General features: G+C 37.5%; 23 protein-coding genes. 13 read left to right on the top strand and 10 right to left on the bottom strand.

Annotation, left to right across the window (positions count from 1 at the left end):
• The first annotated feature begins 37 nt into the window (after positions 1–37).
• Positions 38–778 carry a menaquinone biosynthetic enzyme MqnA/MqnD family protein gene (locus ASE92_RS05645; protein WP_056849069.1) on the top strand — a complete coding sequence of 247 codons (741 nt, stop codon included), beginning with the start codon at positions 38–40 and terminating at the stop codon, positions 776–778.
• Between the two features lie 122 nt (positions 779–900).
• On the opposite strand, the gene ASE92_RS05640 is transcribed toward ASE92_RS05645, so the two are convergent.
• Both ASE92_RS05640 and ASE92_RS05635 read right to left on the bottom strand, forming a co-directional pair.
• Positions 901–1,215 (bottom strand): HPF/RaiA family ribosome-associated protein, encoded by a 315-nt coding sequence (locus tag ASE92_RS05640; RefSeq protein ID WP_056849068.1) that lies wholly within the window; start codon positions 1,213–1,215, stop codon positions 901–903.
• Between the two features lie 114 nt (positions 1,216–1,329).
• Positions 1,330–4,722 (bottom strand): gliding motility-associated C-terminal domain-containing protein, encoded by a 3,393-nt coding sequence (locus ASE92_RS05635; protein ID WP_056849067.1) that lies wholly within the window; start codon positions 4,720–4,722, stop codon positions 1,330–1,332.
• A 177-nt stretch (positions 4,723–4,899) separates the two neighbouring features.
• Between ASE92_RS05635 and mutS the strand changes: the two genes are divergently transcribed.
• The 3 genes from mutS (at position 4,900) to ASE92_RS05620 (ending at position 8,743) form a co-directional block, all read left to right on the top strand.
• Positions 4,900–7,512, top strand: coding sequence for a DNA mismatch repair protein MutS (gene mutS / locus ASE92_RS05630; RefSeq protein WP_056849066.1), 2,613 nt, complete (start codon positions 4,900–4,902; stop codon positions 7,510–7,512).
• Between the two features lie 85 nt (positions 7,513–7,597).
• The gene (locus ASE92_RS05625) at positions 7,598–8,095 is read left to right on the top strand and encodes a C40 family peptidase (protein WP_056849065.1); all 498 of its coding nucleotides are present in this window, start codon (positions 7,598–7,600) and stop codon (positions 8,093–8,095) included.
• 180 nt (positions 8,096–8,275) lie between these two features.
• Entirely contained in the window at positions 8,276–8,743 is a 468-nt protein-coding gene (locus ASE92_RS05620; RefSeq protein ID WP_056849064.1) for a TlpA disulfide reductase family protein, read from the top strand.
• 121 nt (positions 8,744–8,864) lie between these two features.
• Here the strand turns inward: ASE92_RS05620 and ASE92_RS05615 are convergent, their stop codons facing one another.
• The 3 genes from ASE92_RS05615 to ASE92_RS05605 all read right to left on the bottom strand — a co-directional run bounded on the left by ASE92_RS05615 (position 8,865) and on the right by ASE92_RS05605 (position 11,662).
• On the bottom strand, positions 8,865–9,716 hold the full coding sequence (locus ASE92_RS05615; RefSeq protein WP_056849063.1) for an SDR family NAD(P)-dependent oxidoreductase: 852 nt from the start codon (positions 9,714–9,716) through the stop codon (positions 8,865–8,867).
• A 118-nt stretch (positions 9,717–9,834) separates the two neighbouring features.
• Entirely contained in the window at positions 9,835–10,668 is an 834-nt protein-coding gene (locus ASE92_RS05610) for an SDR family NAD(P)-dependent oxidoreductase (RefSeq protein ID WP_056849062.1), read from the bottom strand.
• 82 nt (positions 10,669–10,750) lie between these two features.
• Positions 10,751–11,662, bottom strand: a complete 912-nt coding sequence (locus ASE92_RS05605) for an AraC family transcriptional regulator (protein WP_056849061.1) — start codon at positions 11,660–11,662, stop codon at positions 10,751–10,753.
• Positions 11,663–11,847: 185 nt separating this feature from the next.
• Here ASE92_RS05605 and ASE92_RS05600 point away from each other — a divergent pair, with 185 nt between their 5' ends.
• Genes ASE92_RS05600 through fabF form a run of 4 tightly spaced genes read left to right on the top strand, consistent with a single transcriptional unit; the run spans position 11,848 to position 14,752 of the window.
• On the top strand, positions 11,848–12,435 hold the full coding sequence (locus ASE92_RS05600; RefSeq protein WP_056849060.1) for a TetR/AcrR family transcriptional regulator: 588 nt from the start codon (positions 11,848–11,850) through the stop codon (positions 12,433–12,435).
• Positions 12,436–12,485: 50 nt separating this feature from the next.
• Positions 12,486–13,253 (top strand): SDR family oxidoreductase, encoded by a 768-nt coding sequence (locus ASE92_RS05595; protein ID WP_056849059.1) that lies wholly within the window; start codon positions 12,486–12,488, stop codon positions 13,251–13,253.
• Between the two features lie 19 nt (positions 13,254–13,272).
• Complete coding sequence (locus ASE92_RS05590; protein ID WP_056849058.1) at positions 13,273–13,497, top strand: DUF2798 domain-containing protein; 225 nt, start codon at positions 13,273–13,275, stop codon at positions 13,495–13,497.
• 4 nt (positions 13,498–13,501) lie between these two features.
• Complete coding sequence (gene fabF / locus ASE92_RS05585) at positions 13,502–14,752, top strand: beta-ketoacyl-ACP synthase II (protein WP_056849300.1); 1,251 nt, start codon at positions 13,502–13,504, stop codon at positions 14,750–14,752.
• A gap of 2 nt (positions 14,753–14,754) precedes the next feature.
• On the opposite strand, the gene ASE92_RS05580 is transcribed toward fabF, so the two are convergent.
• The gene (locus tag ASE92_RS05580; RefSeq protein ID WP_056849057.1) at positions 14,755–15,405 is read right to left on the bottom strand and encodes a YceH family protein; all 651 of its coding nucleotides are present in this window, start codon (positions 15,403–15,405) and stop codon (positions 14,755–14,757) included.
• A gap of 256 nt (positions 15,406–15,661) precedes the next feature.
• On the opposite strand from ASE92_RS05580, the gene ASE92_RS05575 reads away from it, so the two are divergent.
• From ASE92_RS05575 to ASE92_RS05560, 4 genes are read left to right on the top strand one after another with little or no spacing between them, the layout of a single operon-like run.
• The gene (locus tag ASE92_RS05575) at positions 15,662–16,285 is read left to right on the top strand and encodes a (2Fe-2S)-binding protein (protein WP_056849056.1); all 624 of its coding nucleotides are present in this window, start codon (positions 15,662–15,664) and stop codon (positions 16,283–16,285) included.
• Positions 16,282–17,265 carry a xanthine dehydrogenase family protein subunit M gene (locus ASE92_RS05570; protein WP_056849055.1) on the top strand — a complete coding sequence of 328 codons (984 nt, stop codon included), beginning with the start codon at positions 16,282–16,284 and terminating at the stop codon, positions 17,263–17,265. Before ASE92_RS05575 ends, ASE92_RS05570 begins: the two co-directional genes overlap by 4 nt.
• Positions 17,266–17,267: 2 nt before the next feature.
• The gene (locus tag ASE92_RS05565) at positions 17,268–19,397 is read left to right on the top strand and encodes a xanthine dehydrogenase family protein molybdopterin-binding subunit (protein WP_056849054.1); all 2,130 of its coding nucleotides are present in this window, start codon (positions 17,268–17,270) and stop codon (positions 19,395–19,397) included.
• 59 nt (positions 19,398–19,456) lie between these two features.
• Positions 19,457–20,503 carry an NAD(P)-dependent alcohol dehydrogenase gene (locus ASE92_RS05560; RefSeq protein ID WP_056849053.1) on the top strand — a complete coding sequence of 349 codons (1,047 nt, stop codon included), beginning with the start codon at positions 19,457–19,459 and terminating at the stop codon, positions 20,501–20,503.
• A 113-nt stretch (positions 20,504–20,616) separates the two neighbouring features.
• Here the strand turns inward: ASE92_RS05560 and ASE92_RS05555 are convergent, their stop codons facing one another.
• From ASE92_RS05555 to ASE92_RS05540, 4 genes are all read right to left on the bottom strand, one after another.
• Entirely contained in the window at positions 20,617–22,230 is a 1,614-nt protein-coding gene (locus ASE92_RS05555; RefSeq protein ID WP_056849052.1) for a S8 family peptidase, read from the bottom strand.
• Positions 22,231–22,368: 138 nt separating this feature from the next.
• Positions 22,369–22,965 (bottom strand): DUF4142 domain-containing protein, encoded by a 597-nt coding sequence (locus ASE92_RS05550; protein WP_056849051.1) that lies wholly within the window; start codon positions 22,963–22,965, stop codon positions 22,369–22,371.
• A 58-nt stretch (positions 22,966–23,023) separates the two neighbouring features.
• Complete coding sequence (locus ASE92_RS05545; RefSeq protein ID WP_056849050.1) at positions 23,024–23,464, bottom strand: GNAT family N-acetyltransferase; 441 nt, start codon at positions 23,462–23,464, stop codon at positions 23,024–23,026.
• Positions 23,465–23,507: 43 nt separating this feature from the next.
• Entirely contained in the window at positions 23,508–23,999 is a 492-nt protein-coding gene (locus tag ASE92_RS05540; protein ID WP_056849049.1) for a YajQ family cyclic di-GMP-binding protein, read from the bottom strand.
• Positions 24,000–24,075: 76 nt separating this feature from the next.
• On the opposite strand from ASE92_RS05540, the gene ASE92_RS05535 reads away from it, so the two are divergent.
• Positions 24,076–24,777, top strand: a complete 702-nt coding sequence (locus ASE92_RS05535) for a hypothetical protein (protein ID WP_056849048.1) — start codon at positions 24,076–24,078, stop codon at positions 24,775–24,777.
• The last annotated feature ends 81 nt before the right edge of the window (positions 24,778–24,858 follow it).

The raw sequence follows: 24,858 nt of genomic DNA, 5'->3' as shown, positions 1-24,858 counted from the left end.
AACGCCAAACGCGTAACGCAAAACATATATAACACCATTGAATAAGATTAAAATATCGGCTGTTGCCTATACCAACACCAAAGCTTTTATATACGGATTAGAGCATTCGGACATCATTAATAAGATAGAATTAAGTTTAGATATTCCTTCAGATTGCGCTGCTAAAGTAATTAGTGGTGAGGTAGATATGGGTTTGATGCCCGTGGCTGCAATTCCCTTGGTTCCAAATGCGAATATTGTTGCAGATTATTGTATCGGTAGCGATGGCGCAGTTAATTCTGTGTTTATTTTTAGTGATGTTCCTGTTAAAGAAATCAAAACTTTGAGGCTGGATTCCCATTCCAGAACTTCAAATAATCTGGCTAAGGTGCTGTTGAAGTTTTACTGGAAACAAGAAGTAGCATTTACGACAGACCCCGCTGCCAAGACTGATGCTGTTGTTTTGATAGGTGATAGAACTTTTGGAAAAAAAGATGATTATGCTTTTGCCTATGATATGGGTGAGGAATGGAAAAACTTTACAGGTTTACCCTTTATGTATGCTGCATGGGTAGCAAACAAAGAAATTTCTACAGAGTTTAAGGCTGAATTTAATATTGCTTTGCAACTTGGATTAGCAAACAGAATTGAAGTTTTGAAAAACTTGCCAGTTGTTAGTAATTTCGATTTAGAAGATTACTTGTATCATAAACTTCAATTTGAAGTTACAGAAGACAGGACTAAAGCCTTGAAATTGTTCTTAGGTTATATTGAAAAGTTGGAGAAGGAAAGAATATAAACCAAATTTCTTATATCACTAATTGGTCGTCCAGTTCGGAACATTCAAGGTTTATCTGAAGGTTTTAGAGGATAAACTGATGTAAAAGGGCAATCCCTATTTTTGGAATTGCCTTTTCAATTTTAATGTGCTTTCATTTTTCCAGCAATGGTTTCGAGCTTACTTTTTAACTTTGAAAGTGCCCCGTTAAGTGCCAAATCGTAGTTATTTCCAAGATTAGTAACCGCGATAGGTTCTTTGCCGGCAATTTTTGCCTCAATTAAACAACGTTTGTCATCCAGGCCTTCTTTACTGCCATTCTCGTCAGATAGATGTACCTCTAAGCGGGTAATTAGATCATCAAACCTTCCTAAAGCATCATTGATTGCCCCTTTAATTTTATCTTCGTATTCTTGGTGAATGGTTAAATTTTTGTCGGTATTCAGTTGAATCGTCATAATAAAAAGTTTAAGTTAAAAATTATTAAATTAACAGATAGTAAGAATAAACGTTTTTAAATCTTAAGTTTATTTATCAAGTAATTGATTTTGAGTCGATTTCATTTAGTTGTTTTATCTAAGTAAAGTTAAACTTCCAGAAAGAATTGAGCAACCTGTTCTAAGTTTTAAGGTGTAGTAATAGATACCTATTGGTAATTCAATACCTTTAGTTTTCCCATCAAAAGAAAAATTTGGATCTGAAGAAGAGAAAATTAGCATACCATTTCTATTGAATAACCTGATCATAAACTCAGGATAACTATTTAACCCTTTTATCGACCAAGTATCATTTATATTATCATTATTAGGACTAAATGAATTCGGAATACCTATAGCGCTTTCAGCCACTACAATTGAAATAACTGTTTTTTCGCTTTCACAAGCACCTTCAGAATAACTAACAAAATAATTCTGTGATTGCATCACATTAACGGAGAAACTATTTCGACTTTTTGCAATTGGAAAAGAAGAATTTCTCTGATCGTAGAGCAAATAGTCCCCATGCTTGATTTCAGGCAAAGAAAAGGAGGCATTACCGGAGGCACAAATTTGAATCGGTGCAATGTCACTAGGAGGAATTAATTTAGAGGACTCAAAATTGATACTAAAAATATCGCTTAAGACAGTACAGTTTTTACTATCATAAACTGTTAAAACATATTTATTAACTGATACATTTGCTAACTCTAACTGATTACCTACAAGTTCATTTTTTATATTTCTCCATTCGTAACGATATGGAGGTATACCACCCTGAACAATAAGACCATTTATAAAGCCCTTTTGCAAGCCACATTTATCATTTGCCAGTACTAATGCGTCTTGGTTAATTTTCAACTGTTCAATTTCGTTCACCATAAAAACGTCATATAAGGTTTCACAATTTTTGTCATTTGTGATGTAAAGTTTATAGCTTCCTTTAGAAAGGTTTGATAGTGAAGTTTGATTACTAATAAAATTATTGCTTTCATCAGCCCATCTCAATGATTTCGGACTGTGCCCATTAAATCGAATCGTTATTTTTCCATTTTTGCCATTACAAAATGCGTCTTCAATCTCTCTAATCACCAAATAATTTTCGTTGCTAGTGTTTTCTTGAATAGTATAAAATTCAGTTGTTTTAGAGCAGTGACTATTTGAAATTTGTAACCTGTATTTTCCTGATCGTACGTTTTTTAAATCTATCTCGAAACCTACTACATCTCCTTTTTCATTAAACCATTTTAACTCATCCTTTGCACTGACGTTAATACCTGTAATTGAACCATTAGATAAATTGCAGGTTGCATTGCCAATATTCAATCTGGTAACATCAATTGAAATAGAATTTGTTTCAGGAATAAAAAATGATGCTGTCAATAACCCGCATGTACTTTCATCTCTTACCTCCAGTGTGTATTCACCACTGCGAACATCAGTTAAATCTGCAGACTTAGACAAAATCAATCCATTTTTATCTTTCCAAAGAAAATCTAGCAGCCCTAATCCAGTAGCAGAGATCCCCCTTATGCTACCATCACTACTGTTACAGTTTGCAGCCTGAATTTTTTGATTTGATCGTTCTATATTTGGTCCCTCTGTGCTTTTGAGAATGATTGGTCCATAAGACTTTGAACATCCATTAAGAGTAGTAACAGTTAAAGTATAGCTACCGGGATATAAGTTATTTAAGTCTAAAAAATTAGTTTTAGCAACTTCCTTTTTATTTTCGTCATACCATACTCCGTTTGCTGAGCCTCCGGAATAATAAATTATTCCAGTAATCGAACCATTGTTTTTTCCACAAGAAGGCTGTTGCACCTTTAAATTATTGGTAATAAAGGTCGGTTCATTATTAATCAAAACGGCGGATGAAGCTTTAGTAAAGCACTTACCATTAAAACCTAATGCATAGTATGTTCCTGCAGGTAAATTTTCTACTCTCAAGCCTTCACCAACTTTTTCATCTTTCGAATTATACCATTCAACACTTAAAATATGTTCAGGCATCAACATTTCCAAGGATCCATTACTTAATCCGCAAGATGGATTTACGCTTGAATACCAGCTACCATTTGTCGTCCTAATATGAGGTTGAGTAAATTCACTGGAAGTATTAATTAAGGTTGCATTGGCAACAAATCTAGTGCTTTTAAAGTTTCCTGTCATAGCCCATTTACCAGATGCATCCGCATTGATTTTAGAGTAAAAACTAACTGGACTACAAGATGTACAACCTGTATTGTCATTATAAATGTATACCTCTGAGTTAGGGGTTGCGATTCCAGAATATTCACTATCGTTGTTTACCAAAACTTGTATTGAAATACTTTTCTGATCCCTTATTGAATATGCATATTCAGAGCAATAAATAACGTTTTTTCTGATCTCAATATTTTTAGATCCAAAGTTTTTTATGGTATTTGTATTTTGAAGAAAAATATTAACATCCTGAAAGTCATCAGATCCTATTTGAATATTTTCTGAGTAAGCCATTTCTATTCCGCCATAATATGCTTTTGAAGGATCAAATAATTCTTCATTCCTTAGAATTTTAAAATTTTTGCTTTTAAAATTTAATTCAATCCTGAATCTGGTTGATTTGTTATCGGAAAATTCTCCGCCATCTATTGATAAGTAAAGAGGTATAATACTTGAGTTCGAGAAACTATTAGCCTCAAAACCGAATTTGTTGAAGCGCACATTATTACTCTTGCCGCTAAACGCTAACCCATACGAAGTGTAGCCACCGAGTATATTACCAAAACTTTCATCTATTCCACCAAATTCAGAGTCATCCGCAGATAAATTTCCTAAACTATTCGGTCTCATGTAAATACCAACACTAACACCTTGGTTACCATCGGTATGTAAACCAAACCAGTTTGATTGGATTTTGATTTTACTGTTTACAATCTGATATTGGTCGCTAGTTGATGCGTTAATACAAATGTAATCCAGATCAAAAACATTACCCTTGCCGGGTGCGCCAACAATAATATTTTTGGCAAACTGCAAGTAGATTGCCGAAGATTGAGTTAAACCAAAACCTCCATATTGATTTATTAAACTATAGAATTCTCGAATGTAAAGACTATAAATCTCAACATTTTCTACATTTCTTAAATTTAAACAACCTGTGTAATACTCGGTGGTTTGATAAACAGATCTGTCTGCTTTTATACATATTTTGGCAGGGCTAATGCCCAGAAACGATCCTGGCTGGGTGGATGCATCAATTACTATATTGGATGTAACAAAAGGTAGCTCTTGTTTCAATATAATCGTTCTTTCATTTTCACTGTTCCCTTTAAGATTAAAGTTTATGAAATCTTTCTGAATTGTTCCATTTGCGGCGGCAAGAGTCAGTGCTTCCCGAAGTGTTCCAGCTCCTGCATCTAAATTGCTTGTCACAACGAACGTATCTGCCGTTGCCGCAAATCCAAGAAATAAAAAAAATATAAGGGAAAAAAAACTTGATTTCATTTCGAGTGCGTAAAATTTATCCTAAAGTAATTTTTTTAAGATGATTTTTAAAAATAAAGTCAAATAGACTATCAGATGTCTCTGTGTCATCATTAACAATCTCTCAACTTTTCAACAAAACCGCCGTAGAACGACGAATGATGTTATCTTTATAGCTTTTGCAAATTAATATCAGTTTTGGCTAAAGACACGAATAAAGAAACCCCGTTAATGCAACAATACAACGCTATTAAGGCGAAGTATCCAGGTGCACTTTTACTTTTTAGGGTTGGAGATTTTTACGAAACCTTTGGCGAAGATGCCATAAAAACTGCTCAGATTTTAGGAATTGTACTGACCAGAAGAGGTACAGGACCTAACGGCGGGGCGCTCGAATTAGCGGGTTTCCCTCACCATTCCTTAGATAACTATCTATCAAAGTTGGTTAGGGCTGGGCAAAGGGTAGCTATTTGCGATCAATTGGAAGACCCGAAGGCGACTAAAACAATCGTAAAACGTGGTGTTACTGAATTGGTTACTCCCGGTGTTGCTTACGGCGATAATATCGTCAATCAAAAATCAAACAATTATCTGGCGTCTGTCTATTTCGATAAAACACAAATAGGCATTTCGTTTTTGGATATCTCGACGGGAGAGTTTATGATTGCTCAAGGCAATAGCGATTATATTGATAAGCTTTTACAAGGCTTTAAACCTACAGAAGTAATTTTTCAAAAATCTAAACGCCAAATTTTTCTAGAGCAGTTTGGCGATCGGTTTTATACGTTTGGGTTGGATGATTGGCCATACACATCAGATTATGCTGAAGAAACTTTAACTAAACATTTCGATGTCGCCTCGCTGAAAGGTTTCGGTATTGAGCGATTACAAAGCGGAATTATTGCCGCAGGGGTTGTTTTACACTATCTGGGCGAAACGGAACATCGAAATTTACAGCACATCACTTCAATTAGTAGAATTGAGGAAGATAGATACATGTGGTTGGATAGGTTTACGATCCGGAATCTGGAATTGGTAAACTCTGCAAACGACAATGCCGTTACTTTATTTGATATTCTTGATCACACCTGTACGCCAATGGGTGCCAGATTGCTGCAGAAATGGATTATCATGCCTTTGAAGGAGCTAAAGCCGATTGAAGAGCGTTTGGGCATGGTAGATTTTTTCGTTAAAAACGAGGAAGTTCAACAGGAATTTCTAACTCATATTAAACAAATCGGCGATATAGAAAGGTTGATCTCAAAGGTCGGCTTGCAGCGTGTGGGCCCTCGTGAATTGGTGGCGTTGAAGCGGGCATTAATCCATATCGAGGCGGTTAAAAATCTTGCTGCCAAGTCGAAAAATCCGTTCCTAATTAAAATCGCCGACCAGTTAAATCCTTGTTTGGCAATCCGTGAACGAATTGAACGGGAACTTCAGCCAGAGCCGCCAGCATTGCTAATTAAAGGCAATGTAATTAATGATGGCATTGATGAAGACTTAGACCGCCTGCGTAAGATTGCTTTTGGCGGTAAAGATTATTTGGTGCAAATTCAGAAACGTGAAGCCGAAGCTACAGGGATTCCCTCACTTAAAATTTCCTTTAATAACGTATTTGGTTATTATTTAGAGGTTACACATACGCATAAAGATAAAGTTCCTGAAGGCTGGATTAGGAAACAAACCCTGGTTAACGCCGAGCGATACATTACACCAGAACTGAAAGAATATGAAGAACAGATTCTAGGTGCTGAAGAAAAAATACAAGCCATTGAAATTCGTTTATACAATGAATTGATGTACGAAACGGCAAGTTATATTAAACCGATTCAACTCAATTCGTTTTTAATTGCACAATTGGATTGCTTGTTATGTTTTGCACAACTGGCTGAGAAAAACCATTACACTAAGCCGACGGTAAATAAAGAAAAGGTGCTTGATATTAAGGGCGGTAGGCACCCGGTGATTGAAAAACAGTTGCCGGTCGGTCAAGAATACATCACCAATGATGTTTATTTAGATACTGATTCGCAACAAATTATTATGATTACCGGACCAAACATGGCGGGTAAATCAGCCATTTTGAGACAGACTGCTTTGATTGTTTTAATGGCGCAGATGGGAAGTTTTGTGCCTGCCAAGGCGGCTGATGTAGGATTGGTAGATAAGATTTTTACCCGTGTTGGAGCATCTGATAATATTTCCTCTGGTGAAAGTACATTTATGGTGGAGATGAATGAAACAGCCAGTATTTTAAATAACATTTCAGATAATAGTTTGATTCTGTTGGATGAAATCGGTCGCGGAACAAGTACTTACGATGGAATTTCGATTGCCTGGGCCATTGCAGAGTTTTTGCATCAACATCCAACTTCCCGTCCAAAAACCTTGTTCGCTACGCACTACCACGAGTTAAACGAATTGGCTAACACAATGCCTCGGATTAAAAATTTCAATGTTTCGGTTAAAGAGATGACGAATAAAGTAATCTTCTTAAGAAAACTTATCCCGGGTGGAAGCGAGCATAGTTTTGGTATCCATGTGGCAAAAATGGCCGGAATGCCACCTAAGCTAATCGGTAGGGCGAATGAGATTTTAAAGAAACTCGAAATCGATAGGACAGAGGGACAAAGCATTAAAGACAGCATAAAAAAAGTTCAAAATCAAGCTTACCAACTACAAATGTTCGCTATCGATGATCCTGTTTTGGTTAAGATTCGCGACACACTGAATAATTTAGACGTAAATGCATTGACACCAGTTGAGGCGTTGTTGAAGCTCGATGAAATACAACGGTTAATAAAGAATTAGGAAAACTAACCACAGATAATAAGGATAACCACAGATTTACATAAAAAACTATCTGTGTAAATCTGTGGTTAAAGAATAGTAAAGCATGATAAAAACAAGAAACTCATTTTGGCTAATCTTAATACTCTCACTTATTATAACTGCCTGTGGTTCGAGGAAATATACCGTGAAAAGCGATACAAAAGCGGCAAAGGCAGCTGATGCAATGTCGAACTTAAAAAGCAAGCAGCTCTATAAATTCATTACCGATTGGACAGGTGTGAAATATCGTTTCGGTGGACTAGATAAAAGTGGAATTGACTGTTCGGGCTTTGCTTTTTTGTTGGAGAAAGAAATTTACGGCGTAACCTTACCCCGAATTTCCCGCGATCAGGCCAAAGCTGTGAATAAAAAAAGCATCGATCGTTTACAAGAGGGCGATTTAGTGTTTTTTTCTTTCGGAGGCAACGATGTTGACCATGTTGGCGTTTACCTCAACAATGGCTTTTTTGTACATGCAAGCACGAATAGAGGTGTAATTGTTGATGATTTGAACTTGCCCGCTTATCAAAGGGTATTAGTGAAATCTGGTTCTGTTAATTAGGTAACATGTCATTCTGAATGCAATGAAGAATCCTTGAGCTATGTTATGCAGCGTTCAAATTTATCACTGACTAATTCAATTAGTAAGATATGTGAACTTGAATATGCTTTTCGCAGGACTTTGCGATACTCAGAATGACAAAAAAAGCAAATAGTTCCCCATCAATTTTGAATATAAACCATGCGTATATTTCTTATAATTTGCTTTATTTTATCCGCCTATTCTGCAAATGCGCAGGTGAAACTGCTCACTCTTGATAATTTGGATAAACGCATCGCTCAAGGGAAAGATACCACTTACGTGATTAACTTTTGGGCAACATGGTGTTCACCGTGTGTGGCTGAGTTGCCGAATTTTGAGAAGCTACGTTTAGCCAACCTCAAAAAGCCCGTGAAAGTGCTATTGGTAAGTTTAGATTTTAAATCGAAATTGCAGAAAGGCGTTGTTCCTTTTGTAGAGAATAACAATATTAAAGGCGAGGTTTTCCTTTTAGATGAGCCAGACCAGCAACAATACATCGAGAGAATTGATAAAAATTGGTCGGGAGCGATACCTGCAACGTTATTTGTGAAGAAGAGTGTAAGGCGTTTTTACGAAAAAGTATTTACTGAACAGGAACTCAAAAAAACTTTATTGAACCTAAAATAGAAATACAGCGTTATTTTTAGCAAAATTAAAAAAGGGATAATTGCTTATCCCTTTTTTGTTTGTGTCATTCTGTAAGTTAATTTATCTTCCCATTAACCAGCATAACATTTTTTGGATTTGATTAAGCTCCAACCTCATCGAAATTGGTTGATGTTGCCAATGCTTTCCAGTTTTCCATATCTTGTTGAACATCAGCTATCTTTGAATTTGCAACTTGATAAGCATCCGGACCTAAGAATAAATGCAAGGGCGAATTTTCGCTTTCTGCTGCTGCAATCATTACATCAGCTGCCTTGGCAGGATCACCAGGTTGATTATTGTTGATCTGTTCCTGATGGGCGATTTGAGATTCACGCACTTCTTTGTAAGCATCAATCGGATTTTTAGGAATAGCGAAGGATCCGGAACTTAAAAACTCCGTTCTGAAATAGCCAGGTTCAACAACTGTAGCTTTAATGCCAAGCGATTTTACTTCAGCGGCCAAAGATTCTGTGAAACCCGCTACCGCAAATTTAGTGGCGCAGTAAATTCCGAATCCTGGGAAATTTCCAGAAAAACCACCAATTGATGATATGTTGAAGATATGACCAGATTGTTGTCTCCTCATTTGAGGTAAAGCTTTTCTAATTACATTTAAAGAACCGAAGACGTTTACATCAAAGTTTTCTCGAGATTCCTGATCACTCAATTCTTCCAAAGCACCAAGCATTCCATAACCAGCATTGTTTACTACCACATCCAGGCTCCTAAACTTGCTAATGGTTTGGCTTATTGCCGATTCTACGCTAGATTCGTTCATCAGGTCAACGGAGATTGGTAGGAAACTTTCGAATTCTCCAACGGCGTTCGATAAGTCGTTTACGCTTCTCGAAGTTGCGGCAACATGATATCCACGACTTAATAATTTCTTTACTAATGTTAGTCCGAGGCCTTTTGAAGCACCCGTTACGAACCATACTTTTTTGTTTTCCATGATTTTTTGTTTTAAATATTTATAACCTTTTCGTCATTGCGGAGCATGAAGCAATCTTAATGCATTGCATATCGCTAAATGGTTTTGTAGGATTGATTCCAACTCGGCTATAACTATTTTAATAGTCAGTTGAAATGGTTATTGCTTTCCAATCTTGATATTCTTTTGTCAGTGCATCAGTTTTTGCGATTGCCCTTTGCAAGGCATCTTTCCCTAAAAGCAAATGGATAGGAGGGTTTGGCATACTTGCCAGAGAAATCATTGCTGCAGCAGCTTTTTCTGGATCTCCAGCTTGTGCGCCATCCATTTTTAAGTATCTTTCGTGTATCGCTCTTACTTCCTTGTAGGCATCAATTGGATTATTTGCCAGCATTAGAGATTCTTCTTTAAGAAAACTTGTTCGAAATGCTCCGGGTGCTACAACCGTAACTTTAACACCAAATTCTTTGAGGTCTTCCGCTAACACTTCAGATAAGGCTATTACTGCTGCTTTTGAAGCCGAATAAACTGCCCAACCAATAGCGCCGACGATACCGGCGATTGATGCAATGTTAATGATATGGCCTGAGCGTTGTGTTCTTAAATGCAGACTTGCTTTCCTAATCACATTTAAAGTTCCAAAAACATTGACATCGAAAGCATCTTTGGTTTCTCTATCCGTAAGTTCTTCGATGCTGCCACCAATACCATATCCTGCGTTGTTAATTACCACGTCGATTCTGCCAAATTGAGCAATAGTAGCATTAATTGCCTTTTCTACACTTAACTCGTCAGCAAGGTTTACAGCTAGAGGAAGAAATTTTTCTGAATTTGTATCGACTGCAGAAATTAAATCGTTTATATTTCTGGATGTTGCTGCAACAGATTGACCTGCTTTTAATAACTGGTTTACTAAACTTAGCCCTAATCCCTTAGAAGCACCAGTTACAAACCAAACTTTTTTAAGTCCCATAATTTTATCCTTTTTGTTAAGACAAAATTACTGCGGGAATTAAAATTCGCTATTACGTTAATCAAACTGATGATTACGAAATTCAAACAATACGGTATGAACTCGGTGTATGGTTGGTGAGTTTTTTAAAAAAGTTATTAAAGTGTGTCGGTTCTTCAAAACCTAAACAATAACCAATTTCGGAGATATTCCAGTCGGTATGTTTTAGTAAAGCCATAGCCTCACTCAATAACCTTTCAGTAATATAATGGGTAGTCGTTTTTCCTGTTGTTTCTTTTATTGCCCTGTTTAAGTGGTTTACATGTACGGAAAGCTGAGCTGCAAAATCTTTTGCCGAACGCATGGTAAATCTTTGTCCAGGGTTTTCGATGGGGAACTGTCTTTCTAAAAGCTCTGTAAATACCGAAGTAATTCGTGAATTTGCATCAGGATGTTTGTATAAAACCTCAGACGGCTCAGTTTTGAGTGCGAAGTGCGTTATTTCTGTAGTGTAATTTCTTAGCAGGTCATACTTGTACATATAATCGCTATTAATTTCTTCCAGCATCTTCTCAAAAAGTGAGGAGATGAGTTCATCTTGTTTTTGATCAAGAATATAGGCTGGCTTACCTCCAACGGCAAACATGGGCAAATCTCCAATATTTCCTCGAATTTTTTCATTGAAAAACGCTTCGGTAAATATGCAGAAGTAGCCTCTCACATCATTCAATTTACCACTTGCCAATTCCCATTTGTAGGGTACCAAAGGATTGAAAAACATTAGTGCCGTTCCATTTATTTCAACGCTTTTATCAGCATAATGATAGATATTGTGACCTCTGTTCAAAGCGATTTTATAAAAGTCTCTTCTGCTGTATTTAACAGGCGCTTTATCCTCGCCAACACAGTCTTCCATCCTAAATACATTGAAATGGCCGATATCTTTTTGAAGACTATCTGGCAAGAAATCAAATTTATTTTTATAAAAATCTTCTATAGATTCCGACTTACTCATGAAACAAAATTACAAAATTCAAACCAGGAAATAAATCTTTGTGAAAGTGTATTATCCAGATATTTCTTTCTTTCGCTTCAACCTCAATCTAAATCATAATTAGTAAAAATACATTATCATGATAAATAAATTCGTATTTAATATACCAATCGGTATATATTTGCGTCGTCAATTCTTAAATAACCATGACCAAGGCAGAAAAAACAAGAAACTTCATTATAGAGAAAATAGCACCCATTTTTAATATGAAAGGTTATGCTGGTACCTCTTTAAATGATATTATTACTGCAACGGGGCTAACAAAAGGTAGTATTTATGGCAACTTTGCCAATAAAGATGAAGTTGCGCTTGCTGCTTTCGATTATAATTTCAGTACGAATGTTTCAAAAATCGAGGCAGAAATAAGCAGGCAGAATACCACTGAAGGAAAATTGCTTGCTTACATAAGTATTTACCAAAGCCTTTTAATTAATGGGATTTCTCTGGGAGGTTGCCCAATTTTGAATACGGCTATCGATGCCGATGATACTCATCCAGCGCTTCGTGATAAAGTTTTAAAAGCAGTCTTGTCCTGGAAGAATAGAATTATAAGTCTGGTAGAAGAGGGGATTTTAAAGAAAGAACTTAATGCTGATAATAATCCCGAACAAATTGCGCTGACAATTATTGCAATGATAGAGGGCGGAGTGATGGTTTCTCGCCTTACCAAAAACATAGACAATTGGAAATTAATCATGAATTCTTTAAAAAAATATATTAAAAGCTTAGGCTAAAAAAATTTAAGAATAAATATAGCGATTGGTATATAACAAGAATAGCAAATATGAAAACTTCACAAAACACAGTATTAATCATCGGTGGAACAGCTGGTATCGGATTAGAAATCGTAAAACAGCTAACAGCATTAAACAATCATGTGATTGTAACTGGCAGGAACAAAGAGCGTCTTGACTCGGCATTGGCTGGATTAGAGAATGTTACCGCTATCCAGTTTGATGTAAGCAAGGCAGGAGAAGTTGATCAATTAGCTGAACAGATAGGAAAGAATTTTCCCCATCTAAATATGGTGGTCAATAATGCAGGGAGAGCAATTGTTTACAATTTAGCTGATAATAACCAAGACGCTTTCGCGAATGCCGAAGATGAAATTTTAACTAATTATTTATCAATTATCAGAATTAATCAAAAACTTCTACCGATTTTAAAAGCGCAGTCAGAATCGGCAATTGTAAATGTTTCTTCGGTTGTAGCTTATGTTCCTGGTATTACATTGCCAACTTATGCAGCCAGTAAAGCTGCTTTACATTCTTATACAACTTCGCTTAGGTTAAGTCTCGAAGATAGTTCAGTTAAAGTTTTCGAATTGATGCCTCCTTTGGTTGATACCGAATTTTCAAAAGAAATTGGTGGGCACAATGGTATTAAGCCATCAGTTGTTGCTGATGAATTTATTGCTGCTTTAGCAAAAGATGAATTCGAAATCAGGGTTGGTGATACCGCTAAAATTTATGAATTGTTCCGTCAATCTCCTTTAGATGCTTTAAATGTGATGAATGCGAACAGAAAAGCTTGGGTAGAATCGGTAAACTAATCATCCGAAAACAGCAGGAATGAAAAAGAAATTAACTTTCGCCTTTATTATGGCAATTTTTACAACAGGAATTGTAACCTTTGCGGCGATAAGCGTAAACCTGGGTTTCAGCGAGATTTTTCTTAAAGTCTGTCTCAAATCGTGGGCAATTTCTTATGTAGTTGCCATTCCCGCTATATTAATTATTGCGCCGAAAGTTCAGGCTTTCGTAGATTACCTGTATGCAGGAGAAAATAAAAACTAATAAAATGAAACGAGTAGTTGTAACTGGATTAGGCGCCATAACGCCACTTGGAAACACTGTAGAAGACTTCTGGAAAAATATTCTGGATGGTAAAAGCGGTGTCGGACCGATTACCAAATTTGATACCTCGAAATTTAAAACACATTTCGCTGCTGAGGTAAGAAATTTCATTGCGGAGGACTTTTTGGATAAAAAAGAAGCGAGAAAGTACGATACCTTTACTCAATATGCTATCGCATCAAGCGACCAAGCGATTAAAGATTCAGGTTTGGACTTTACTGCGATGACTGATGCCCAATTGGCTGAAGTGGGTGTAATTTGGGCTACTGGCAACGGTGGGATCTCTACTTTCGAAGAACAGTTGGCCGAATTTCACCAAGGTGACGGAACACCCAGATTCAGTCCGTTTTTTATTCCAAAAATGATTGTAGATATTGCTGCAGGTGCCATTAGCATTCGCCACAGACTCCGCGGCCCCAATTATTGTACGGTTTCGGCTTGTGCTTCTTCCAATACGGCTATTATAAATGCTTTCGATACCATTCGTTTGGGCAAGGCAAGTGTCATGGTCGCCGGAGGTTCTGAAGCTGCAATCACTGAAGCTTCTGTTGGCGGTTTCAACGCTGCACAAGCATTGTCTAAAAGAAACGACAGTCCTGAAACAGCTTCAAGACCATTTGATGAAACCCGTGATGGTTTTGTGATGGGCGAGGGCGCAGGTGCTTTAATTTTAGAAGAATTAGAACATGCAGTAAGCCGTGGCGCTCATATTTACGCAGAAATTGTTGGTGGCGGAATGGCGGCTGATGCTTACCACTTAACAGGAACTCCACCAGATGGAATCGGAGCAACTTTAGGGATGCAGAAAGCTTTAAGCGATGCTAATATTTCTGCAGATAAAATCGACTATATCAACGCTCATGCTACCTCGACAGGCTTAGGCGATTTGAGCGAATTAAATGCAATCAAAAATGTTTTCGACGGCTTGACTGTGGTAATTGGGGCATCAAAATCCATGACAGGACATTTGCTTGGTGCCGCCGGCGCTATAGAAAGCCTGATTAGTATTTTAGCCATAAGAGATGGCATCATTCCACCAACAATCAACACTAAAAAGCTTGATGAAAAAATCCCGGAAGGATTGAATATTGTTTTAGGTAAGCCGATTAAAAAGGAAATTAACTACGTTCTAAACAATACATTTGGCTTCGGTGGACACGTAGCCAGTACCATTTTTAAGAAATTTGAGAGATAAAGTTACTTGTCCATTAGCAGGTTAACAAGTTCTTTTAACTCTTCAAGTTCCTGCTCCAATTTCGCAATACGATTTTCCAGCACTTCATTGGGTTGGAAAATTGTAGTTTGCGCTACTTGCGGTTCTTCCTCTTGGTTATTTGTCTGTTCACCTAACAGGTGTACATATCTTGCCTCTTTCTGTCCTGGCCGTTTGGGCAACAATTTTACGAAAGCAGGTTCTCCCTCCGCAAGCTTCTGTAATTGTTCAGAAATTTCTTCTATACTATCAAATTCGAAGAGTCTTCCAGAATTACTATTGATTTCGCCTGGTGTTAGTGGTCCTCTCAAAAGCAATAGACAAAGAATAGAAAGTTCTGAAGGGATTAACGGATAGGAAATGGCTAAGTTATGTTTATATTTAATCACGCGGCTCGAACCACCTGTGGCTGTGGAAATTAAACCTTTTATTTTTAGTGAATTTAATGTTAGTGTTACGGTCTCCTCACTATAATTTACCACTGGATTTCTTGAGCTTTTTTGATTACAAGCTGCTGTTAAACTGTTTAGCGTCATCGGATAATAATCTGGCGTGGTTCGGCTTTTTTCTATTAATGAACCTAAAACGCGTTGTTCTTCCGCAGATAAATCGGGTAGCAATTTAATTTCTTCCATTTGCTAAAAATAGAAATTGAGTTGACATTATCGAAATTATTTTGTCGGTATCGGTTATTTCTTTTAGCTAATACCCAATACCGTCATCATTCCCACGTGCCTGGAATTCTTAAAACTTTTTCAGGCCTCTAGAATACTAAATCTCAAGCTCTGGAAGACTCAATTCTATATCTTTATAGAATCGTTCTAAATTTCTAAATCGAGCTAATTTTAGCTTAAGATTAGCGAACTTAGAAGACATCTCAAAACATACTTTATGCAATCATCTGATAAGGAATCAATTCAGGGCGATAGCAGGAGAGACTTTTTAAAGAAAAGTTCACTCATTACTGCAATCGCTTTAACACCATCTGTTGCTGTTAAAGCAGCCGAAAACCAGGCTGATGAACGTTTCGCTGAACTTTTCGAAAAAATACCACTCAATATAACCGTAAATAACAAGGCATATAAGGCTTCTATCGAGCCACGTGTTACTTTGTTAGATTACCTGCGTGAAGAGCTTCATTTAACAGGAACCAAAAAAGGTTGTGACCATGGCCAATGCGGTGCTTGTACCGTTCACGTAAATGGAGAACGCGTAAATTCTTGCTTAAGCTTGGCAGTGATGAACGAAGGGAAGAAGATAACGACTATAGAGGGACTTGCAAATGGAGACGAATTACATCCGATGCAGGCTGCATTTATCAAACATGATGGTTTTCAGTGTGGTTATTGTACACCTGGACAAATCATGTCGGCAGTAGCCTGCGTGAACGAAGGACATACAAATTCAAGAGCAGAGATTAGTGAATATATGAGTGGAAATATTTGTAGATGTGGTGCTTACCCTAATATAGTTGATGCAATAGTTGAAGTTTCGAAGGGAGGAATGAAAGCATGATCAACTTCCAATACTTAAGAACGACCTCAACAAAATCAGCCTTGTCGTTATTGACAAAAGATAAAAACTCCAAATTTCTTGCTGGGGGTACAAACCTGATCGATTTAATGAAAAGAGGCGTAACAGCGCCTGAGAAATTGATAGACATTAACCACGTTCCTTTAAAGCAGATTGAACTTGTGGGCGATAAAATTATCATTGGTGCATTGGCTTCGAATACCGCTGTTGCAGAAAATGCATTGGTTAAAGAAAAATTGCCTTTGCTGTCGATGGCTTTAAATGCCGGCGCATCGGCACAATTGAGAAATGTGGCTACAGTTGGTGGCAACATGATGCAACGAACACGTTGTGGCTATTTTTATGATACTGAAATGCCCTGCAATAAGCGCCAACCGGGATCTGGTTGTGGTGCTATTGGTGGCTTCAACAGAATGCACGCCATCTTCGGAACATCAGATAAATGCATTGCCGTTCATCCGAGTGATATGTGCGTCGCTTTAGTCGCTTTAGATGCAGTTGCTGTGTTGACAAGTGCCAAAGGCGAACGCAAGGTTTTATTTAAAGATTTTCATCGCCTTGCGGGAGATACTCCGCAGTTAGACAATAACTTAAAATCAGATGAGATGATCATTCGTTTGGAGATTCCACTAAATAATCTCGCTAAAAATTCTAATTATTTGAAGGTTAGAGATAGGGCATCTTACGCCTTTGCCTTAGTATCTGTAGCGGCCGCCTTAGAAATCTCTAACAATAGAATCAGCGATGTTCGCCTTGCAATGGGCGGCGTTGCACACAAACCATGGAGATTAACAGCGTCGGAAAATTTCTTAAAAGGCAAGGAACCAAGCTTTGAAAACTTTGAGCAAGCCGCCAAATTGGCAATGACGGATGCGAAAGGATTTGGAGAGAATGATTTCAAACTCCAGATGGCTCCCAACACAATTATCGAAGCATTAACTGTTGCAAAATCTAAGGCATAATCATGGAAAATCGAATAGTTAAAGATGAAAATGACCGCGTAGATGGCGTTTACAAGGTTACAGGTAAAGCTAAATACTTTGCCGAATACGAATTGCCTGGGTTAACTTACGGCGTTTTAGTTACCAGCACCGTTACGAAAGGCAAAATTACTACGCTTGATACAAAAGCTGCTGAAAAAGCGCCTGGCGTACTTGCGGTGATATCTCATTTGAATAAACCATCGGCGCCGGGATACGAACAGGAGGGCGGCTCACCTTTTAAAATTTGTTACACTGATAAGATATTTTTTAACGGACAGCCAATCGCTATTGTGGTTGCAAATACTTTTGAGCGGGCAACGTATGCCGCATCATTAGTAAAGGCAACTTATGCAAAAGAAGATTTCAATACTGATTTTGAAAAAGCAATTGCCGATTCAAAAGCTAAAAAACTTCAAGGTCAGCCTGATTATAAACGAGGCGTTGAAAATGCCTATAAAACTGCTGAGGTAAAGATTGAGGCTAAATACCATTTGCCTATCGAAACACATAACCCTATGGAATTACATGGGATTATTGCCGATTGGCGTCCAAATAATCAGGTTACAGTTTACGCAAAAACCCAGGGAGTAAAAGCAACGCAGGGAACGATAGCTAATGTATTCAAAATTCCAATTGAAAACATCCAGGTAAATTCTGAGTTTGTGGGCGGTGGTTTTGGGATGGCTCTACGTACATGGCCCTTAGAAATTGCAACGGTAATGGCTTCGAAACATCTTGGTAAACCTGTTAAACTCGTAATTACCCGAATGCAGATGTTTACCATGGTGGGCAATCGACCGGCAGCTGTTCAAACCATAGGTTTAGGCGCCAGTAAAGATGGAAAGTTAACTGGAATTACGCATCGTGCTTTTGGAGAAACCTCTGCGTACGAAAACTTTACTGAAGGGGTGGTTAACATGGCAAAGTTCATGTATCAATGCGATAATGTTAATACGCAATACACAGTTGTTCCTGTAGATTTGGGTGTGCCTATCTGGATGCGTGGACCTGGGGAAGCGACTGGTGCCTTTGCGCTGGAAAGTGCAATTGATGAAATGGCACATGCCTTAGACATGGACCCACTTGAGTTCAGAATTAAAAACGACCCGGAGCGAGATCAGCAGCGTGATAAGCCATTTTCGGATAAAAATATTAAAGAGGCTTATAAAATTGGCGCTCAGAAAATAGGATGGAATGAACGCAAAAACAAGCCTGGAAGTTTGGTTGAAGGCCAATCGAAGACAGGTTTTGGCGTAAGTATTGGAGTTTTTAATGCCAATAGGGGTCGAGCCAGTGTTAAAGGTATTTTAAAAGCGGATGGATCTTTGGTTTTGCAAAGCGCAACCAGTGATATCGGTCCGGGAACTGGAACAGGAATGACTTTGATTGCCAGTAAGATAACTGGAATTCCCGTAGGTAAAATTACTTTCGAGTTGGGAGATTCTTCATTGCCACCAGCACCAAGCCAGGGTGGTTCTGCAACGCTTTCTACTGTGGGTTCTGCAGTGAACGATGTTTGCGTTAGCTTGAAATCGACCATAGCAGAATTAGCAGCCAATTCAAATATGGATGCAACATCCAATTTTGTCGACGTTTTAAAGAAGAATAACCTTCCATCTATCGAGGTCACTAAGCAAAGTTCTGCAGGCAAAGAAAGGGAAGAATATTCCATGTATTCTTTTTCCATCCACTTTGTGAAGGTAAAAGTGCATAGCTTAACTGGTGTAGTTAAAGTTGATAAGATTGTTTCAGTGGGTGATTCAGGAACTATTGTCAGTCCTAAAACTGCTCGAAGCCAGATGGTTGGCGGTGCAGTGGGTGGCGTAGGTATGGCACTAACGGAAGAGTCTGTTATCGATCACCGTTACGGACGCTATATCAACAATAATTTTGCTGATTATCATGTGCCGGTCAATGCAGATATACCAGAAATAGAAGTACATTTTATCAATAAGCCAGATCCATACATTAATCCAATGGGTGCAAAAGGAATGGGTGAAATTGCTTTAATCGGTTTTTCTGCAGCGGTTGCAAATGCGGTTTTTAATGCCACCGGTAAAAGGATTAGAACTTTACCGATCACCCCGGATAAGATTTTATCAAGTTCCTGATAAATACAACAATTGAGAAAAAACGAAGATTGAATATCAAATAATATAAGAAAATTTATATGATAGCTGCAAAAGGATATGCTGTTCACAATAAAACAGATCAACTAGCGCCCTGGAATTTCGAAAGAAGGAATGTTGGCCCAAAAGACGTTTTGATAGAGATTTTGTTTAGTGGTATTTGCCATTCGGATATTCATCAGGTGCGCAGCGAATGGGGCCCGGCTCGTTATCCAATGGTTCCCGGACATGAGATTGTAGGTAGAATTACTGAAGTGGGATCGGAAGTAGCCAAGTTCAGCGTTGGCGATTTGGCAGGAATAGGTTGTATGGTAGATAGTTGTAAGGAATGTACAACCTGTAAAGGCGGCCAGGAGCAGTTTTGCGAAAGAGGCGAAACGGTTTGGACCTACAATAGTGTAGAACGTGATAAGAAAACGCCTACTTACGGTGGATATTCAAATAAAATTGTTTGCACAGAAGAATTTGTAGTAAGCGTTTCAGATCGTTTGCCTTTAGCAGGAGTAGCACCATTACTTTGTGCGGGAATTACTACTTATTCGCCAATTAAACGATGGGGCATAGGCAAAGGACATAAGGTGGCCGTTTTAGGCTTGGGTGGTCTTGGGCACATGGCGGTAAAATTTGCGGTTGCATTTGGTGCAGATGTTACGGTTTTAAGTACATCTCCTTCTAAAGAGCAAGATGCTAAAGGTTTAGGAGCACATCATTTTGTGATTACCAAAGATCCTGAAGAGCTTAAAAAATATGCAAAGCATTTCGATTTTATCATTGATTCTGTTTCGGCTCCGCATGATTATGAGACTTACCTAAAACTCCTTAATGTAAATGGTGTGCATATTTGCGTTGGATTACCACCAGAACCTTTAAAATTTCCTGGCTCTGCTTTAATGCATGGAAACCGATCTTTAACAGCCTCGAGTATTGGCGGTATTGCAGAAACGCAAGAAATGCTGGATTTCTGTGCAAAACATGATATTGTTTCCGAGGTAGAGGTTATTAATATCAATTACGTAAATGAAGCTTATGAACGTGTGTTAAACAGCGATGTAAAGTATCGTTTTGTTATCGATATGGATACTATTTAATTGTAGTTAGATTAGATATGACTTTTTACATTCAATAGGTAAACTTTACGAACTTAAGACCATAAAAAAAGGCGAACGTTAGTTCGCCTTTTTTTATCTAAGTATTTATAGGATTATTTAGCAGTTGCTTTTCCATTATAGGTAGCAGCCAATTTTAAAGCTTCGTATGCATTAACAATACCACCGCTGATGCATAAATCAGAGAAAGGTACTGACACCGATTCTGCATTTTCCTCTTCTCCTTTTTTATAAGAAACATTATGATTTACTTTGCTAACTGATTTCACAATGATCTCTTTCACTTGCGCAGCAGTTAATTTAGGATAATAAGAACGAATTAATCCTGCCAAACCAGCTACAACAGGAGAAGCCATACTTGTTCCATTTAAATTTTTGTATTTCGATCCTGGAACAGTAGAATAGATTTGCACACCTGGAGCAAAAACATCTACCTGAGTCTTACCAAAGTTAGAGAAACTTGCTTTTAAAGTTTCATCATCTTTAGGTCCTGATGCGCCAACAGTAATCCATGATGCGATTGTTTTTTCATCCAAGTCTTTATGATTAGGAAAATTATTTTCCGTATCGATATCCTTATTTTCATTACCTGCAGCCTGCACAATTAAAACATCCTTAGAAGCTGCGTATTTCATTGCTTCGTTCACTACGGCTTTGTCCCAGCTGTAAGCTTTACCAAAGCTCATATTAATTACTTTTGCTCCATTATCAACAGCATAATAAATGCCATTTGCCACGTCTTTATCACGCTCATCGCCATTCGGTGTAACCCTAACGCCCATAATTACCACATTATCGGCCACGCCTTTAATTCCTAAATTATTTGTTCGGTCTGCTGCAATAATTCCGGCAACATGAGAACCATGCATGGCATCCGGACCAGCAACGTCGTTATTTCCATAAAATTTTTCTTTAAGATCGTTAGGATTATCACCTACAATGCTACGGGGATCGTAATCAACATTTAAGTTATATTCTGCCTGACGGGTGTAATAATCGAAACCTTCTTTAATTTGATCTTCGTAAAAATCTTTAAAACTTACATTTGCCAATTGTTCAACTAAAATGCTTTGAATACGGCCATCCATTTCTGCTGTTGGCTTGTAGGCTTTAATTTCTTCTAAAGTTGGATTTTCTTTCCCTAATTTCTTAATGAAGGCATCTAACGCGTTTTTAAAACCAGAAATATTTGCTAAGCCAGCTTTAGCCTCACCTAACTGTTTTTCCAAATCTGCTCTTCTGGCTTTAAATGCTTCAAAATCTGCTTTATCTTTTGCCGAAACCGTTGCATCTGTAGTATTTGCAAATCGTGTTTGATCGCGGCGTACTAAACGCGTTAATTCTAAAGTTTCGAAGTTAACAGACTCTTTTGGTCCACCGATAAAGTTCCAACCGTGAATATCGTCCGTGTAACCATTCTTGTCGTCATCTTTTCCATTGCCAACGATTTCTTTAGCATTAACCCACATAATTCTTTTTAAATCTTCATGTGTATTTTCAACGCCGCCATCGTTTACGGCTACAATAACCTTTGTCGATTTTTTTCCTTTCAAAAGTTCTTTGTATGCTTTTTCTGTGCTGATTCCAAATGTTGAATCGGTTTTAAGATCAAGATTTTGCCAATTTGCTTTTTGTGCATTGGCTATAAATGGTACTGCACTAACTACAGCAGCGCTCAGCAACGCTCTAAAAATTCTACTCTTATTCATTTACTTATTTTTGTATTAAACGCGGAAAGATAATTTTAATTTTTCGTATTTATGAAAAAATAATTAAAATGATGAATCTATATAAACAGAAGATCCCATTCAAATTAATGAACAGGATCTTAAATAATTTATGGTTCCTTATTTTAGGTTGGTTACGATTTCTTTAGCTGCTTGATCATGACCTTCTATTACAGTAAGGGTTTTACCTGCCCATTCTTTTAGTTTTGCATCTTTGTTTTCCATACCATCTTTAAACAAAGAAATTGTTTTTTGATGATCGGTCACCATCATATCCATATAATGTTTATCAAAGCTTGAGCCAGTCATTTTCTTCATTTCATCCAGATGGATCTGATCTTCTGCTGGAAGCGCATCCGGAGTTATAATTTTCTTATCTGTCGCCAACGCTTTTAGTTCTTTGTTGGCCTGAGTATGATCTGTCAGCATTTTGGCTGCGAAATCTTTCACTTTTTGATTGGAAGCGTTCTTCATTGCAATTTTTGCTGCTTCAACTTCCATAATACCACCTACAGCTGCTTTTCTCAAAAATGTTGCGCCAGCTTCATCCAAACCTGTTTCGATCACTTCACTTCCTGCAACGTGATTGCCGTTTACCATATTGGTATCGCCAGCTACGCTATCTTTTGTAGTAGATGATTTTTTATCTGCTGTTTGGCAAGCGGTAAAACTTACTGCTAATGCAATTGCGGTTACATATAAAAATTTATTGCTCATTTTATTTTCGTTTTGTACGTAAACAAAACACCAATTAGCAAAAAAGGTTTTTTTGATGTTAGTCTTTATTGTAAGGATTTGAAATGGAGATTGCCATCTGGTTTTCGGGATTTTTTATCTGCGAAAATCCGAATTGTTCATAGAGCCCATGTGCATCATGGGTAGCCAGTTGATATCGTCTTAGATTTTGTAAATCAGGGTGGAAAATCATAAATGATATTAATTTTTTAGCCAGGCCCTTACCACGATAATCCTCTTCTACGTAAACATCACATAGCCAGCCGAAAGTCGCTTTATCGGTTATCCACCGGGCAAAGCCTATTTGAATGCCACTTTTGTAGATGCCGAAACAAAGCGAATTTTGAATTGAAGTAGCAACAGTTTCTGCAGGGATATCCTTGGCCCAATATGATTCTTTACTCAAGTACCTATGAATCCGATCTATCTGCAATAGTTCTTTCTGATCAGAAAAAAGAAATCCATCTTCAATTACCTGCATTTTTTAATTCTTTATTTTGATAAGCATTAACATATTCAATTGACTAATTTCTCATGTTAATGAACTGCAATGGCTGGTCGAAATCTTCACCACGGCATAGAGAAATTACGGCTTGGAGGTCATCAATTTTTTTGGCGGTTACCCGAACCTGGTCGTCCATGATAGAGGGTTGTACTTTTAAACCACTCGCTTTAATTTTAGCAACAACCTTTTTGGCGGCTTCTTTATCCAACCCTTCTTTGATAGTAATTTCCTTCCGAATCATATTGCCGGAGGCGATGGTTTCTTTACCAAAGTCAAGGCTTTTTGGATCCAGATTTTGTTTCATCATCCTCGATATGATCGAACCTTCAATGGCTTTTAACCGCATGTCATCTTCCGTAACAATGGTTACAACGTTGGTTTTTTTATCCAAATCTACAGTACTTTTAGATCCATTGAAATCAAATCTATTGAGGATTTCTTTCTTGGCATTATTAATCGCATTATCAAGGGTTTGCGCATCAACTTTACTTACAATATCAAAAGAAGGCATGGTTTTAGCTTTTAAAGTAAAAAATTAAGTAGATTTATTAGAAAATAATCGATCTCACAAAAAAACGAAAAATAATATGAAAACCACTAAAGCTAAGTCTCAAAAAAAAGCAACAAAAAAAGAAGCTGCAAAACAGTTAGAGCAATCAATAACTACGCAGTTTTTAAATGTAATTAAAAGCTTGGGCCATGATGCATCAGAAATTAGTTCAGAAGTTGCAAAAGCAAGCAAACGCGTAGCTAAAAAATTGACTAAAAAGTTTACGGTGATTAAATCAGATGTGGGGCATAAAATTGATGATTTATTGAAGTCGTCAAAATCAAAGGCTGATAAAAAGCCGGTTACAAAGGTTGTTAATAAAGCGGAAAAATCTGCAGCTAAGGTGGTTAAAAAAGCAGTTTCTAAAGCTAAACCGATAGTTCAAAGTGTTAAAGTTGCAGCAATTGCATCTGAGGAAAAAGTAGAAAAAGCATTAGCTAAACCAGTAGAGGCCATTAAAAAAACGGCAAGTAAAGCAACTGAAACGAAAGAAAATGCCCCTGTTAAAAAAGAAATAAGCAAGGTTGCTGCAGCTGATGTACCAAAATTAACACAAAAAGCCGTTAGCAAAACATCCTCTGCGGCTAAGCAAAAGGTAGCAACAGCCAAGAAAGACGTTACCGAAGCTAAAAAAGTAGTCCAAGATAAGGCGAAACCGTTAGCGAAAGACGTTGCGAAAGCAGCTGAAGAAACAGCAAAGCCAAAAATTGTTAAAAAGGCCGCTAAAAAAATGCTTTAGTTTCGGTTTTTTGTATTAACGATTAAACAATTCGTTAACGTTAACACCTTGATTTATTAACATCAATTTAACAAATTATTT

Origin of the sequence: Pedobacter sp. Leaf41 (assembly GCF_001422545.1) — a bacterium.
GTDB lineage: Bacteria > Bacteroidota > Bacteroidia > Sphingobacteriales > Sphingobacteriaceae > Pedobacter.
The sequence above is the reverse complement of the archived record's forward strand: the minus strand, read 5'-3'. Positions and strand labels throughout refer to the sequence as shown.

Coding starts and splice junctions, on each gene's coding strand:
- ASE92_RS05540 (WP_056849049.1), bottom strand. CDS start 23,999: ATGCCTTCTTTTGATATTGTAAGTAAAGTTGATGCGCAAACCCTTGAT.
- ASE92_RS05610 (WP_056849062.1), bottom strand. CDS start 10,668: ATGGGACTTAAAAAAGTTTGGTTTGTAACTGGTGCTTCTAAGGGATTA.
- ASE92_RS05600 (WP_056849060.1), top strand. CDS start 11,848: ATGACCAAGGCAGAAAAAACAAGAAACTTCATTATAGAGAAAATAGCA.
- ASE92_RS05635 (WP_056849067.1), bottom strand. CDS start 4,722: ATGAAATCAAGTTTTTTTTCCCTTATATTTTTTTTATTTCTTGGATTT.
- ASE92_RS05620 (WP_056849064.1), top strand. CDS start 8,276: ATGCGTATATTTCTTATAATTTGCTTTATTTTATCCGCCTATTCTGCA.
- ASE92_RS05625 (WP_056849065.1), top strand. CDS start 7,598: ATGATAAAAACAAGAAACTCATTTTGGCTAATCTTAATACTCTCACTT.
- ASE92_RS05615 (WP_056849063.1), bottom strand. CDS start 9,716: ATGGAAAACAAAAAAGTATGGTTCGTAACGGGTGCTTCAAAAGGCCTC.
- ASE92_RS05580 (WP_056849057.1), bottom strand. CDS start 15,405: ATGGAAGAAATTAAATTGCTACCCGATTTATCTGCGGAAGAACAACGC.
- ASE92_RS05570 (WP_056849055.1), top strand. CDS start 16,282: ATGATCAACTTCCAATACTTAAGAACGACCTCAACAAAATCAGCCTTG.
- ASE92_RS05605 (WP_056849061.1), bottom strand. CDS start 11,662: ATGAGTAAGTCGGAATCTATAGAAGATTTTTATAAAAATAAATTTGAT.
- ASE92_RS05550 (WP_056849051.1), bottom strand. CDS start 22,965: ATGAGCAATAAATTTTTATATGTAACCGCAATTGCATTAGCAGTAAGT.
- ASE92_RS05595 (WP_056849059.1), top strand. CDS start 12,486: ATGAAAACTTCACAAAACACAGTATTAATCATCGGTGGAACAGCTGGT.
- fabF (WP_056849300.1), top strand. CDS start 13,502: ATGAAACGAGTAGTTGTAACTGGATTAGGCGCCATAACGCCACTTGGA.
- ASE92_RS05575 (WP_056849056.1), top strand. CDS start 15,662: ATGCAATCATCTGATAAGGAATCAATTCAGGGCGATAGCAGGAGAGAC.
- ASE92_RS05545 (WP_056849050.1), bottom strand. CDS start 23,464: ATGCAGGTAATTGAAGATGGATTTCTTTTTTCTGATCAGAAAGAACTA.
- ASE92_RS05535 (WP_056849048.1), top strand. CDS start 24,076: ATGAAAACCACTAAAGCTAAGTCTCAAAAAAAAGCAACAAAAAAAGAA.
- ASE92_RS05555 (WP_056849052.1), bottom strand. CDS start 22,230: ATGAATAAGAGTAGAATTTTTAGAGCGTTGCTGAGCGCTGCTGTAGTT.
- ASE92_RS05565 (WP_056849054.1), top strand. CDS start 17,268: ATGGAAAATCGAATAGTTAAAGATGAAAATGACCGCGTAGATGGCGTT.
- ASE92_RS05640 (WP_056849068.1), bottom strand. CDS start 1,215: ATGACGATTCAACTGAATACCGACAAAAATTTAACCATTCACCAAGAA.
- ASE92_RS05590 (WP_056849058.1), top strand. CDS start 13,273: ATGAAAAAGAAATTAACTTTCGCCTTTATTATGGCAATTTTTACAACA.
- ASE92_RS05560 (WP_056849053.1), top strand. CDS start 19,457: ATGATAGCTGCAAAAGGATATGCTGTTCACAATAAAACAGATCAACTA.